The organism is Chelatococcus sp. KU-N122 (assembly GCF_055391085.1).
This window is the reverse complement of record NZ_AP043981.1, coordinates 6557138-6569921: the sequence shown is the minus strand read 5'-3', so window position 1 is coordinate 6569921 and position 12784 is coordinate 6557138. Positions and strand designations below refer to the sequence as shown.

General features: G+C 70.1%; 11 protein-coding genes. 4 read left to right on the top strand and 7 right to left on the bottom strand.

From position 1 onward, the window contains the following. Positions 1-27 precede the first annotated feature (27 nt). The 4 genes from ACZ5PO_RS29810 to ACZ5PO_RS29795 all read right to left on the bottom strand — a co-directional run bounded on the left by ACZ5PO_RS29810 (position 28) and on the right by ACZ5PO_RS29795 (position 5809). Positions 28-2016, bottom strand: coding sequence for a glycosyltransferase (locus tag ACZ5PO_RS29810; protein WP_464185937.1), 1989 nt, complete (start codon positions 2014-2016; stop codon positions 28-30). Beyond that, positions 2013-3140 (bottom strand): glycosyltransferase family 4 protein, encoded by a 1128-nt coding sequence (locus tag ACZ5PO_RS29805; protein WP_464185936.1) that lies wholly within the window; start codon positions 3138-3140, stop codon positions 2013-2015. The genes ACZ5PO_RS29810 and ACZ5PO_RS29805 overlap by 4 nt, the downstream gene beginning before the upstream one ends. Continuing rightward, positions 3137-4435, bottom strand: coding sequence for a glycosyltransferase (locus tag ACZ5PO_RS29800; RefSeq protein ID WP_464185934.1), 1299 nt, complete (start codon positions 4433-4435; stop codon positions 3137-3139). The genes ACZ5PO_RS29805 and ACZ5PO_RS29800 overlap by 4 nt, the downstream gene beginning before the upstream one ends. 153 nt (positions 4436-4588) lie before the next feature. Beyond that, on the bottom strand, positions 4589-5809 hold the full coding sequence (locus ACZ5PO_RS29795; RefSeq protein ID WP_464185932.1) for a glycosyltransferase family protein: 1221 nt from the start codon (positions 5807-5809) through the stop codon (positions 4589-4591). 406 nt (positions 5810-6215) lie between these two features. Between ACZ5PO_RS29795 and ACZ5PO_RS29790 the strand changes: the two genes are divergently transcribed. Then, entirely contained in the window at positions 6216-8984 is a 2769-nt protein-coding gene (locus tag ACZ5PO_RS29790; RefSeq protein WP_464185931.1) for an ABC transporter transmembrane domain-containing protein, read from the top strand. Continuing rightward, positions 8981-9418, top strand: a complete 438-nt coding sequence (locus ACZ5PO_RS29785) for a Crp/Fnr family transcriptional regulator (RefSeq protein ID WP_464185930.1) — start codon at positions 8981-8983, stop codon at positions 9416-9418. Before ACZ5PO_RS29790 ends, ACZ5PO_RS29785 begins: the two co-directional genes overlap by 4 nt. A 96-nt stretch (positions 9419-9514) precedes the next feature. On the opposite strand, the gene ACZ5PO_RS29780 is transcribed toward ACZ5PO_RS29785, so the two are convergent. Together ACZ5PO_RS29780 and ACZ5PO_RS29775 are read right to left on the bottom strand one after the other, a co-directional pair. After that, complete coding sequence (locus ACZ5PO_RS29780) at positions 9515-10312, bottom strand: hypothetical protein (RefSeq protein ID WP_464185928.1); 798 nt, start codon at positions 10310-10312, stop codon at positions 9515-9517. Between the two features lie 227 nt (positions 10313-10539). Beyond that, positions 10540-10752, bottom strand: coding sequence for a DUF2842 domain-containing protein (locus ACZ5PO_RS29775; protein ID WP_464185927.1), 213 nt, complete (start codon positions 10750-10752; stop codon positions 10540-10542). Between the two features lie 104 nt (positions 10753-10856). On the opposite strand from ACZ5PO_RS29775, the gene ACZ5PO_RS29770 reads away from it, so the two are divergent. Beyond that, positions 10857-11975, top strand: coding sequence for a COX15/CtaA family protein (locus ACZ5PO_RS29770; RefSeq protein WP_464185925.1), 1119 nt, complete (start codon positions 10857-10859; stop codon positions 11973-11975). 8 nt (positions 11976-11983) lie between these two features. Here the strand turns inward: ACZ5PO_RS29770 and ACZ5PO_RS29765 are convergent, their stop codons facing one another. Continuing rightward, complete coding sequence (locus ACZ5PO_RS29765) at positions 11984-12205, bottom strand: hypothetical protein (RefSeq protein ID WP_464185923.1); 222 nt, start codon at positions 12203-12205, stop codon at positions 11984-11986. A gap of 336 nt (positions 12206-12541) precedes the next feature. Here ACZ5PO_RS29765 and ACZ5PO_RS29760 point away from each other — a divergent pair, with 336 nt between their 5' ends. Then, on the top strand, positions 12542-12709 hold the full coding sequence (locus ACZ5PO_RS29760; RefSeq protein WP_464185921.1) for a hypothetical protein: 168 nt from the start codon (positions 12542-12544) through the stop codon (positions 12707-12709). Positions 12710-12784: the final 75 nt, after the last annotated feature.

Sequence of the window (12784 nt, the reverse complement as noted above, 5' to 3'; positions counted from 1 at the left end):
TACATCGGCTATGCGCAAGATGGGTCATTAAAAAGGTTCACTCCGCCCGTTATCGACGACACCAGTATCGAAGGGAGCCGGTCCGGAAACGGACGCGGCCGCCACAAACACGGACCGCGTCCTAGCAATCCGCGCGCCAGCATGGCCGGCGAGCGTGGCCAGCAGTTGCTCGACGAAGGACCAGATCACATCATCGTGCACCAGATGGTGGGTGAGCAGGCCGATCGGCTCAGGCATGGTGGCGCCGCCGCGGCGCTCCACCGCACGGGTCAGGTCCGCGACGATCCGGTCGGGATCGGCGAGGCTGCGCGTGCCGTGCCAATCGATCGGATCGACGTGGGTGTTGACCTGGCGAAGCCCCGGCACCGGCTCGACGGCGCCGCGATCGTTGGCGGTCGACAGGCCGATGTAGCCGAGGCCTGGCAGACGGTCGACGAGGGCGGGCGCGACGCGGTTCCACGGCGGCACGAACACCGGCAGCAGCGCCGCGCCGAAGCGCCGCCGGGCGAGGGCGAGTGCCTCGGCGGCATCGGCGACCAGCTCGCCGATCGGGCGGTGAGCCCCGAACTCCATCTTCTTTTCGCTCGCTGGGGCGTGATTGGCGTGGGTCAGGCCGTGCACGAGCACGTCGACGAGGGGGGCGCCGGCCAACGCCTCGGCCAGCTCCGCCTGGGCCCGGCCGGGGATCGAGGCGATGGCCAGCGGCGCGTCGAAGCGGCGGGCGATGGCGAGCAGGCGCGTCAGCGCGCGGGTGGTCACGATGGCGTCGTCGTCGCGCCACCAGAACGGCAGCGGGCTCGCGCCGGCATGCCGGTCGAGCGCCGCGGTGAGTGGCGTGAAGTCGAAACGACGCATGGGCGCCGGCGATCCGGGCGCACGGGCGGCGGCCCACTCTTCGACGATCTCGGCAGTGCGCGTCGCGCCCTCGATGGCGATACCGGCTGCGTCGGGGGAGGGGCGCCGCAGCGCTCCATCGATGGCCGCGAGCAGCGTGTCCGGGGTGAGCGCCTCGGCGTCGAGCGTGGTCACCAGCCCGCGCGCGGCGAACAGCAGGGCGCGATCGCTCTGTTCCGTCTCGCCGCCGTCGGCGAAGGGCACGACGACGGCCCGAGCGCGTGTGGCGATCAAGTCCAGGGCGGTGTTGTAGCCCAGCTGGCTCACCGAGACGGCGCAGCGCCCGAGCAGCGCGCGAAAGTCCGGCCGGGCCCGCTCGACGGCGACGTGGGGAGCCTGTGCCTGCCAGGCGGCGAAGAGGTCCGCACCGACGCCCTGGCCCACGAGCAGGCGCCAACGGCGGGCGGTGTCGCGGGCCGCGGCCGCCAGGGCCGTGGCATAGAGCGCCTGTCCCGCAGCGCTGCCGCCGCCCGAGACGATGATCTCGCCGCTCGGCAACGCCTCCGCGGCGATGGCGTCCGGCGGCGGGTCGTCGACATAGCCGGTATAGCGCAGGCGATCGGTCAGGTCGGCGGCGATCGGCCAGGACGCGGTGAGCGGCACCACCGCCGGATCGGCATGGACGAGGACGCCGTCGTAGAAGGTGCGCAGGATCTCGTGTGTCTGCGCCAGCCGAGCGGGCTTGCTCGGTGCCGCCAGGATGTCGCGGACCGAGGCCAGCACCAGCGGCCGCTCCGAGGCGGCACGGGCGGCCTCCAGCAGTACCGTGAACTCGTCGGCGAGCGCGCGGCGACCGAACGGGAACAGCTCGGTGATGACCACGTCCGGCTGCGTCGCCTCGTAGGCCGCCCGCAGCGCTGCCTGCCGACGCTGCGTGGCGTCGGCCGTCAGCGGCTCGCCGGCCTCGTCGAGCAGGGCGGAGAAGGCGGTGCCGCGTACCTGCACCGGCTCGAGCTGCACCAGCCGCAGGCCGTCCATGCGGACGAGCGGCGCCCGGCGGCCGCCGGAGACCAGTGTCACTGCATGGCCGCGACGGGCAAGACCGCGCCCGACGGCGGCAGCCCGGGTCAGGTGCCCGACCCCGAGCAGGTGCGTGACGGCGATCAGGATACGCAGGCTCATGATGGGCTCCTGCCGATGAGACCGAGCAGGCTCTCGCGCAGTATGCGGGCCGAGGCCTCGAGGCTGCGCTCGCGCGCCACGAAGCTGCGGGCGGCTCGGCCCATGGCCCGGCGCTCGTTGGGATCGGCGATGAGCGCCGCCACGGCAGCGGCGAAGGCCGACGTGTCCCCGGGCGGGGTCAACCGGCCGGTGACGCCGTCGCGGACCACGCCGGCGACGCCGCCATAGCCGCCGGCGACGACCGGGCATCCCGCCGCCTGGGCCTCGAGCAGCACCATGCCGAAGGCTTCGTTGACCGCGGGCCAGACCAGCAGGTCGTGGCTCGCGTAGGCCGCGTCGAGCGCCGGCCCCGCCATGGCCCCGAGTAAGGCGACACGGTCGCCGAAGGCCGCGAACAGGCGCTCGACCGTGGGCCGGGCCGGACCGTCGCCGACGATGTCGAGGCTCCAGCTCTCGGGCGCCAGGCGGCCGAGCGCATCGGCCAGCAGCCGATACGAAGCGAGCTTGTCGCCCTCGCGCATCATGGCGACGGCGAGCAGCCGCACCGGCCCTGCCGCGCCCGTCCGGTCCGCGGGCTCGGGGGGCAGGAGGGCGGTGACGAACGGCGGCAGCGCGACGAGCCGCTGCCCCGGCGGCTGCGCCTGCACCAGGCTGTCGCGGTCGGCCTCGTTCAGCACCAGGACCAGTGCGGCCTGGTCGAGTGCCGCCTCCGCGCCGGCGTGGCCCAGTCGCCAGGGACCGTCGGCGCGCTTGCCGGCCCGCGACCCCTCGGCGACGACGTAGGGCAGGGCCATGGCGCGCGCCACGGCCGGACCGATCCAGTCCGGCGCTTTGTAGTAGACGTGGTAGGTGAACCAGAGCCGCGGCCGGCGGTGCGCCGGCGCCGTCCGGCAGCGGGCGACGATGCCGTGCGCCTCGGCCTGGGCCTCGGCCTGGATGGCGTGCTGCCGCCGGCTGTCGCCGACCGGGTCGTGCGACCGGAGGCGCGAAAAGATCTCCGGCGCGAAGCCTGCGGCCTCGAGCCCGCGCAGCAGGTTGCGCGCCACGGTGCGGTCTCCCGACGGCACCGGATGGTCCGGCGCCTTGAGCGGCGCGTAGAAGGCGATCGGGATCGGCGCCGTCACGGCGCGGCGTCCGCGGTGCGGGGCGGGGCCGGCACCGTCGCCGCGGCGGGCTCGCCCAGCGCTGCCCTGAGCTTCGCCTCGATGACGTCGATGCCCTCGGCCATGCCGAATCGGCTTTGCAGGCGGCCGAAGGCCGACCGGCCCAGGGCCTCGCGCCGCTCGGGCTCGCGTGCGAGCAGATTGACGGCGTTGGCGAGCGCTTCCCAGTCTCCGGGCGGCACGAGAACGCCGTCCTCGCCGTCGCGGACGAACTCGGGAATGCCGGCAAAGGTGGTGGCGACGATGGCAAGCCCCTGGCTCGCCGCCTCCATCAGCACGTTGGGCAGGCCGTCCTGGTCGCCGGACCGGGCTCGCTTGGCCGGCAGCACGAAGATGTCGGCCTCACGCAGCAGGCTGATCACGTCCGGCTGGGGGCGCGCGCCGAGGAACACGACCCGGCTTGCGATGCCGAGCTCGGCGGCCTGCGCCTTGAGGTCGTCGAGCAATTCGCCGCCGCCTACGTGGGCGAACTGCCAGTTGAGGTCGGGCGGCAACGCCGCCAGGGCTCGCAGCAGGTCGGCGAAGCCTTTCTTGGCGACGGCCCGGCCCACCGACACGAGCCGCACCGGATCGGCCGGATCCGCGCCGGTGCGGGGCGGGCGCGCCACGGGCGGCTCGGGAAAGCGGGTGAGATCAAGGCCGTGATAGGCGAGGACCACCCGCTCCGGCTGCGGCGCCAGCGCCGCCAGCACGCGATGGCCGGTGGCGGTGCAAGTCACGCCGAAGGCGCAGGCGGCGATCTTCTCCCGCTTCTCCCAGTCCGGCGTGGTCCAGATGTCCTTGGCGTGGGCGGAAAAGCTCCAGCTGAAGCCGCGCAGCAGGGCTGCGTAGCGCACCACGGATGCGGGCGTGTGCAGGTAGTGGACGTGCACGTGGAGTGCCGTCGCCGGCAGCTCACGGGCGAGGACGAAGGCCTGGCCGAGCCGTCGCACCCGGTTGACGGTGAGATCGCGCCTGAGATCGGCGAGAAAGGTGCGCAGCAGCGTGCCGAAGCCGGGGCGGCGCGCGGACCAGGCGGCGCCGCGCAGCACGCGCAGGGGCGCCCGGTGCAGATACTCGGGCAGGTAGGTCACGGGGGCCGATATCTGCCGGTGCATGGGGTGCACGGCCTTGTCGGTCGGTTGCCGCAGAGACCAGATCGCCAGTGTCAGCCCGCGCCGCTCCAGCTCGAGAAGCTCCTGGGCGATGAAGGTCTCGGACAGGCGGGGATAGCCCTTGACGACGACGGCGACGTGCGCCTCAGGCGGTGCGCGCATGCTAGAGCACGATCCCAAAAAGTGGACGCCGGTTTTTGGATAAGACCATGCTCACACCGATAACCTGGAGCGCGATGATTCGAAGACAAATCATCGCGCTCTAGTACGCGGCCCGCACGTGACGCGAATGTCGACTCCACCGCATGGACCCGGTTACTCCGCCGCGTGGCTACGGGCGAGCGGCGGCTGGCGATGGGCGAGCCACCGGGCGAAGTCTCGCTGCACCGCGTCGGTGCCGTCGAGCAGTCCCGGCACGATGGCATCGCCGGGGCGACGCTGGTCCGGCAGGCGCAGCAGCGCCTCCGCCATGCGCAATGGATCGCGGCGGCCGCTTTCCTCGACGATCATGCTGACCAGGCCGAGCCGCTCGGCGGCCACGGCGCGGATGTATTGCTCCAGCCGCGGTTTGCAGCGCGGCACGATCAGGGCCGGCTTGTTGAACGACAGGACCTCGCAGAACGTGTTGTAGCCGCCCATGGCGACCACGGCGGTCGCCTTGTTCATGAGGGTCTCGAGCTTGCTGTCGAACGACAGCGCCTCCAGCTTGGGGTGCCTGGCGACGCGTTCCAGGAACGCTTTGCAGCGCTCGCGCGCCATGAACGGGCCGAAGACGATGAGCGCCGGCACGGTGAGTCGCGGATCGGCTTCGTAGGCGCTGATCACCCAATCCAGCATGTCCTCGCCGTCCCCGCCGCCGCCGCCGGTGACGAGGATGAACGGTCGCCTGGTGATCTTCGGGTGCGGGTTGAGCTCGGGATCGCGCGGCAGGGCGCGGCGCAGGTAGCCCGTATAGGTGATGCGGTCGAGGACGTGCCTGGGCAGATTGAAGGCGGCGAGCGGCTCGTAGATATCCTTGAGGCCGTAGACCCAGATATCGTCGTAGTAGGTCTGCAAGGCCTCGACCGCGCCTTTGCGCTCCCACTCGGGCACCAGCCGCGATGGCTCGTCCATGATGTCGCGAATGCCCAGCACGATGCGGGCGCCGCGGGCCTTGGCCCGGTCCAGCGCGTCCATGACCTCGCCGCGAAAGCCGGTCGGCTCCTTGTCGATGATCACCATGTCGGGCCGGAAGCTCTCGACCGTCTGCCGGATGATGTCGCCGCGGAGCATGGCGGCTTCGTCGATCCCCATGCCGAGATTGAGGGTGCGGTAATCGCCGTTGGCGAGCTTCACCACGCCGGGGATGCGGACATAGTCGACGCCGGAGCGAAACTCGAAATTGCCGATGACCGGCGAGCCGGAAATGATGATGACGGAGACGCTGGGCTGGCTCGCGACCAGCGCGTTGGCGATGGCGCGGGAGCGCCGGAGGTGGCCGAGCCCGAACGTGTCGTGGCTGTAGATCAGAACGCGGGCAAGACTCGTTGCATCCACGGGAAACTCTTCGGGCAAGACGACTCTTCGGGCAAGACGAACGGAGCTCTCCGGTTACGGCGTGCGGTACGGACCAGGCTGGACGCATGGACGCGCGCCGGCCGCCGCACGGCCGCTCGAGGCCGGGCCACGCCTCGTCCCTCCGACGATATCAGCGTTTGCATGGCAGGATAGACGCCATGCCCGATGGCTCGGACACGTCCATCCGAGCGCACGCGCCCCTCGTCCGTCGTCCGTCATCGCGCCCCCCGCGTGCTGTTCGGATCGCGGAAGCATTCGGCTCCCGTAGCTGGCGCTACGTTAGCACGTCTCCCGACCGACGCATCCCCCCTGAAGGGGGCCCTTTGCATTCGTCGATTTTGCCATTAACTCAGCCTGTCGGCTGTCGAAACCCGCGGAGAGGGCTTTGGAGCGAAGCCTGTTCCGGTACATCTGGCGCCACTCTCGCCGCGATCAGCTCGTCATCTTCGCGGTCGTGCTGGCGTCGTTGCCGTTCTATTACTGGTCGCTCGATCTGCCCAAGCGCATCGTCAACGAGGCGATCCAGGGCGGCGCGTTCAAGAGCGGCAAGACCTCCACCACCTTCTTCGAGATCAGCTTCAACCTCCCGGGCTTTCTCGGCGGCCGTCATGTGGAGCTGTTCCACGGCTTCGATGTCGGCCAGCTCGCTCTGCTGTTCGGCTTGTCGAGCCTGTTCTTGTTCTTCGTGCTGATCAACGGTGCGTTCAAGTACTGGATCAACGTCGCCAAGGGCGCCCTGGGCGAGCGCATGCTGCGCCGCCTGCGGTTCGACCTGTTCTCCATCACCCTGCGCTTCCAGCCGGAGACGCTGCGCACCGTCAAGTCGTCGGAAACGGCGACGATGATCAAGGACGAGGTCGAGCCCATCGGCGGCTTCATCGGCGATGCGCTGGTCGCGCCCATGCTGCTGGGCTCGCAGGCGCTGACCGCCATGGCCTTCATCCTGATGCAGAGCTTCTGGCTCGGCGTCATCGCCGGCGGCATGGTCGCCATACAGTTCACGGTCATTCCCAGGATGCGCCGCATCCAGCTGCGCCTTGGCAAGCAGCGTCAGATTCTGTCGCGCCGACTCGCCGGCAGGGTGGGTGAGGTGGTGGACGGGCTGGAGGCCGTCCACGTGCACGACGCCACCGCCTGGGAAAAGGCGGAGATGGGGCAACGCCTCTACGAGCTCTTCGACCTGCGCTTCCGCATCTACAAGTGGAAGTTCATGGTCAAGTTCCTGAACAACCTCCTGGCGCAGATCACGCCGTTCTTCTTCTACGCCGTCGGCGGCTACTTCGCGCTCAAGGGGACGCTCGACATCGGCCAGCTCGTCGCCGTCATCGCCGCCTATCGCGACCTGCCGCCGCCGCTGAAGGAGCTGATTGACTGGGACCAGCAGCGTCTCGACGTGCAGATCAAGTACGATCAGGTGGTCCAGCAATTCTCGCCGGACCGGCTGTTCCCGCCCGAGATGTTCGAGCCGGTCGAGGAGCCGCCGCATCTCGTCGGCCCGGTCAAGGCCGAGGACCTCCGGATCACCGATCCGCACGGTTCGCCCATTCTCGATCATCTGAGCTTCGAGCAGCCGCTGCCGGTGCATCTGGCCCTGGTCGGCGACGCCAGCCAGGCCCCCAGCGCCGTGGCCCGCGTGCTGGCGCGCCGCATCACCGACTACGGCGGCCGCATCCTCTACGGCGGGCAGGACCTGTCCCGCGTATCCGAATCGGTGATCGGGCGGCGCCTCGCCTACGCCGGCCCGGACCCGGTCCTGTTTCCGGGCTCGCTGCGCGACAATCTGATCTACGGGCTGCGCCGGCAGCCGAGGCTCGGGGACGATGTCGAGAGCAATGCGGAGCGCATCCGCCGCAGCGAGGCGCTGCGGACCGGCAATCCGCTGCCGACGCCGAGCGGGAACTGGATCGATTTCGCTGCGCTCGGCGTCGCCAACGAGGGAGAGCTCGACCAGTATCTCATCAAGATCCTGGACATGGTCGGGCTGCACGACACGCTGTTCCGCTTCGGGCTGCTCGGCCGGGTCGATCCGCAGCGCTACCCGGAACTGGCCGAGCGCCTTGTCGAGGCCCGCCATCAGCTGCGCGAGCGCATGGCCGCTGCGGACGTCGCCCATCTGGTCGAGACATTCGACATCGACCGCTACAACACGCAGGCGACGATCGGCGAGAACCTGCTGTTCGGCGTGCCGCTCGGGCAGCCGTTCAAGGGGCGGGGCCTTGCGGCCAATCCGGTGGTCCGCAAGGTGCTCGATGCCGGCCGGCTGACGCCCGACCTGCTGCGCATCGGCGCACGCATCGCCACGACCATGTCGGAAATCTTCCGCGACCTGCCCTCGGGCCATCCGCTGTTCGAGCAGTTCTCCTTCATCGCCGCCGATGAGCTCGACGAATACGACGAGATCGTGCGCCGCTGGACGGCACGGGGCGAGGCGGGCCTCGTCGGCGACGACCGCAGCCGGCTGATCGCCCTGCCGCTCGACTATATCGAGCCGCGCCACCGTCTCGGCATGCTGGACGACGGCTTGCGTGAACGCGTGCTCAAGGCCCGGCATGCCTTCCACAAGGCGCTCGAGGACAGCATCTGGAAGGGCATGGTCGAGTTTTACGACGACGCGGCCGTCTGCGGGGCGGCGCCGCTGCGCGACAACCTGCTGTTCGGCCGCGTCGCCTACAACGTCGCCGACGCGCAGCCGCGGATGACGGCGATGATGACGGCGCTGATCGACGAGCTCGGGCTCAGGCTCGACGTCGAGCGCGTCGGCCTCGACTATCAGATCGGGCCGGCCGGCCGGCTGCTGTCGCAGCAGCAGCGTGCCGCGGTCTACCTCGGCCGCTGTCTCGCCAAGCAGCCCGACGTGCTCATCCTCGACGGCGTCTTCTCGGCCTTCGGCGACACGCAGATCAAGCCGATGCTCGAGGCGATCGTGGAGCGGCTCCGCGACAAGTCGATCGTCGCTGTGCTGCAGCGGGAGGACCTTGCCGATCCACGGCATTTCGAGATGCTCGTGCGCTTCGAAGGAACGCAGCCGCACATCGTTCGCGGAGGCCGCGCCTCCCAGGGCGAGCAGAGCGGACAGGACGAGCCGAGACGGCAGGACGAGCAGGACCGGGGGAGCGCCCCGCGCGAGCCCGCCATTGTGGGGAATGGGACATGACCCTCGAAACGGAAGTGCAGACACTGCGTCTGGTGCCGATGTTCAAGGACATCGATGCCTCGCGCCTCAAGCTGCTCGCCTTCACCAGCGAACGGGTGAATTTCGCGCCCGGCCAGCGGTTCTTTTCGCAGGGGGACGCCGGCGACGCGGCTTACGTGATTCTCGACGGCGTCGCGCACGTGCTCCTCGAGACGCCGAACGGCCAGCTCAAGGTGGCCGAGTTCGGCCGCAACGATCTCGTCGGCGAGATGGCCGTGTTGGCCGAAACGCCGCGCTCGGCGACGGTCACCGCCCAGGGCGAGGTCATCGCGCTGCGCATCGACAAGCACGTCTTCATCGAGCTGCTCAGCCAGTTCCCGCAGATGGCCATCGCCGTGATGCGCGAGCTCGCCAAGCGCCTGGAACGCACCAACGCGCGGCTGGCACGGCAATAGCGTTCGCCCCGCCAGGTCCTCTTCGCGGCCGAGCGGGGTCGGCGAGGCGTTTTAGACCTCACGGGTGCGCAGATAAGACCGAGGTTCTTGTTTCGCTCAGTTGAGCAGCCGGCCGATCAGCCGATCGGACGTCGTGCCGACCTCGCGCAGGGTGGCGATGCCGGAATCGACGAGCGCGCGCGGCGACACCGCGTCGAGGTTCAGCCGGAAACCGCCGTCGCGGCGACGCTCACGATCGGCGAGGGCGACCGGTCCGGGGATCGGGCGCGGCGGCCTGAGGGCGGTGCTCGACCCCTCGAGCGTGAGCCGCGCCGGCGCGGCCGGCTGGCGCGGCGATGGCTTGCCCGGACGGACCTGGTCCTCGATCATGGCCAGGATCCGATCGGTGAAGTCGGTCAGGGTATCGGGCTCGGCAGGCTTGGGCTCGAACATCCGCTGCGGCGGCAGCGGCGCCAAGGTCAACGACGCGGTGGTCAACGACGCAGTGGTCAGCGGCATTGCGGCCGGCGTCCGCGGCGCGGTCGGCGTGGCCTTGGCGCGTGGCGTCGTGGCGGCAACGGGGGCGTCGGCGATCGGCCGCGCCGATGCGATCCGCACAACTTGGACGGGGAAGTCGCGGCCGCCGAGATCGGCTGCGAAGCTGAACGTGCTCGGCGGCTGTGGGATCAGGTTGAGGCCCCGCCCCACGTCGAAGGCCAACGTGCCGTTGGACCGGGCTTCGAACTTGCCGTCGGCCGCCATGGAGGTGAACGACGGCAGCGTCCGCGGCGGCTTGGCGGCGCGCGTGAGATTGTGCTGCACCATCGCAGCCACGAACAGCGCCGACGCTCCGACGAACAGGTGCACGGCAAACCGCGGTGTCTCAACCTGAATACGATGTGCCAGTTCGAGCACGGGAACCTCGCCAGCGGTACCACGTCGGGTTGGGCGCTACTCTGCCGAGCTTTCGGGCAGAAATCAGGCCCGCGCGAGGCGGCAACAGGCCGTGGCGCGGGCCGATTCAGGCGCCGGAGCCGAATTGTTGCTGCAGGCGTGTCAACTCGCAACGCCAGGGCATCCGCAACCGGCACCGCCTCGGGCCCCGTCCAAGGGCGGTGGCTGGCCTTGGGGTGGCGGCCGCATCAGCCGTCGCGGTCGACGCGCTCCATCCAGCGGATCAGGGGCAGCAGCGGGATGATCCAGGCGAGGCCGGCGACGAAGAAGAACGCCGTCTGTGCCAGCTTGGGCGCGTCCTGGATGCGGCCCTGGGCGACCACCATTACGACCAGGGCGTAGACCACCACGAAGATGATCATTCCGATCGAGCCGATGAGTTTGCGCTGGCTGCGGGGCATGGTCTCTCCTGCTTGCGCTCCGGCCGCCGGTACGGACGACTCCTGATCCGGCTGCGGCGGTAGCACGCGTTGCCCTGGATGCGCCACAGACCTAATTCCGGTCCATGACCATGTCCGTCCTGTCCCAGTCGTCCGCGGCGCCGGAGGCCGCAACTCCCGCCGCGGATCGGATGGGAGCCGTGCGGGCGTGGCTCGTCGTCGTGGCGCTGCTCGTCGTTGCGATGGTCGTCCTGGGCGGCGCGACGCGGCTCACCGGCTCGGGCCTCTCGATCACCGAATGGAAGCCGGTGACGGGTGCCATTCCGCCCCTGTCGGACATGGCCTGGGCCGAGGAGTTCGCCAAGTACCAGGCGACGCCGCAGTACAAGCTGCTCAATGCCGGCATGGCGCTCTCGGAGTTCAAGTTCATTTTCCTGTGGGAATGGACGCATCGCCTGCTCGGCCGGCTGATCGGGCTGGTCTACCTCCTGCCGCTCGTCGTCTTCGCCATGCGCGGCACGGTGCGCGGCCGCCTGCTGTGGATCCTGGCCGGCATCGGCGCGCTCGGCGGGCTGCAGGGCGCCATCGGCTGGATCATGGTCCATTCGGGCTTGCAGCCGGGCATGACCGCCGTTGCGCCGGTGAAGCTGATGCTGCATCTGCTCGCCGCCTGCCTGGTGCTCGCCGCCGTGCTGGCTGTCTGGGTCGGGCTCAGGCCGCGGGCCGAGCCGGCGGCTTCCCCGCGCCTGCGCGCCACCGCCTGGCTGCTCGTCGGGCTCGCGTTCGTGCAGATCGGCCTCGGAGCGCTCGTCGCCGGGCTGCATGCTGGCCTGATCTACAATACGTGGCCGTTGATGGATGGCCGCTTGATGCCGGGCCCCGAGGTGCTGCTGCCGCTCACGCCGTGGTGGCTGAACCTCGTCGGCACCGTGGCCACCGTGCAGTTCGACCATCGCGTCGGCGCCTATGTTCTACTCGCGCTCGCGCTGCTGCATGCCGTCGATGCGTGGCGCCAGGCGGCCGGCGGGCCGGCAGCCCACCGGGCAGCGATGCTTGCGCTGATCGTCGGCCTGCAGGCCGGGCTCGGCATCGCCACGCTGCTGCTGCAGGTGCCGCTGTGGGCCGGCCTGCTGCACCAGCTGGGCGCCGTAGCGGTGCTGGCCGCGGCGGTAATCCATGCGCGGCGCACCGGCCTTGCCGGAGCCGGGCTCGCACCACGCACGTCAGTCCTGCCGGCGCACTGATTCGCGCGTCAGCGGTTGTCCGGGCCGGGTTGGCTCAGATTGCCGTTGGCATAGCTGTCGGGGCACACCGTCGTCGGCTCGCCGTAGCCCGCGTACACGACACGCACCGGCTTGGTCGGGCAGGCGCCACCGGCCGCCGTGCGCTGTGCCGTGGCCGGGCCGACGTAGAGCTCGTGCACCGAGGCGACGCGATCGGCCGGCCGGATCGGCTGGCCCAACGCCGGCGTCATCGCGAGTGTCAGCGCTGCGGCCGCAATTGCTCCTCGCGGCCCGGCTCGCCGGCGCCACCCCTGCTCGTTCGTCACGCGATCATCCCCGACCATATTTGCCCGGCGGTGATCCGCTGAGCTTTTCGACCTAATTCTATCAGCACGAGGAACAAAGAGGAACGCCACGGTCTTTCGCGTGCGGTCGGACACCGCGGCGGGCGGTGGCCCGGGGCAATCTTCACGTCGCGCCGGCAGCGGCGTCGGCAAGGTGGGGCAGGCTTCGTCAAGCCGACTGCACCGAGCTGTAACGGCGTGCGGGCGAGCGTTTCGCCCGGGCGCATGTGCTTGGAGCACGTCATGGTAACGATCATCCAGCCGGCTGGCGTTCCGATCGGGGTAGTGGCGACCGCTATCGTGTCCACGACCGTCGCCCAGAAGGCCTCCCCGGCGGTGGTGCTTCGGCGCCTGTTCAAAGCTCCGGCGCAGGAACAGCGTCTGGTTCGACGGAACCCCCGGCGCATCTGATTTGCGTACGATCGCGGGGGGCGGCCAGGCCAGGGCGTGGCCGGGCGGGAGGGACGGGCAAGCTCCGCCCCTCCC

What these genes read in the sequence shown, in the direction of transcription:
- ACZ5PO_RS29765 (WP_464185923.1), bottom strand. Translation starts at nt 12,205, where the DNA reads ATGACGCCGGCGTTGGGCCAGCCGATCCGGCCGGCCGATCGCGTCGCC.
- ACZ5PO_RS29810 (WP_464185937.1), bottom strand. Translation starts at nt 2,016, where the DNA reads ATGAGCCTGCGTATCCTGATCGCCGTCACGCACCTGCTCGGGGTCGGG.
- ACZ5PO_RS29775 (WP_464185927.1), bottom strand. Translation starts at nt 10,752, where the DNA reads ATGCCCCGCAGCCAGCGCAAACTCATCGGCTCGATCGGAATGATCATC.
- ACZ5PO_RS29800 (WP_464185934.1), bottom strand. Translation starts at nt 4,435, where the DNA reads ATGCGCGCACCGCCTGAGGCGCACGTCGCCGTCGTCGTCAAGGGCTAT.
- ACZ5PO_RS29770 (WP_464185925.1), top strand. Translation starts at nt 10,857, where the DNA reads ATGACCATGTCCGTCCTGTCCCAGTCGTCCGCGGCGCCGGAGGCCGCA.
- ACZ5PO_RS29785 (WP_464185930.1), top strand. Translation starts at nt 8,981, where the DNA reads ATGACCCTCGAAACGGAAGTGCAGACACTGCGTCTGGTGCCGATGTTC.
- ACZ5PO_RS29760 (WP_464185921.1), top strand. Translation starts at nt 12,542, where the DNA reads ATGGTAACGATCATCCAGCCGGCTGGCGTTCCGATCGGGGTAGTGGCG.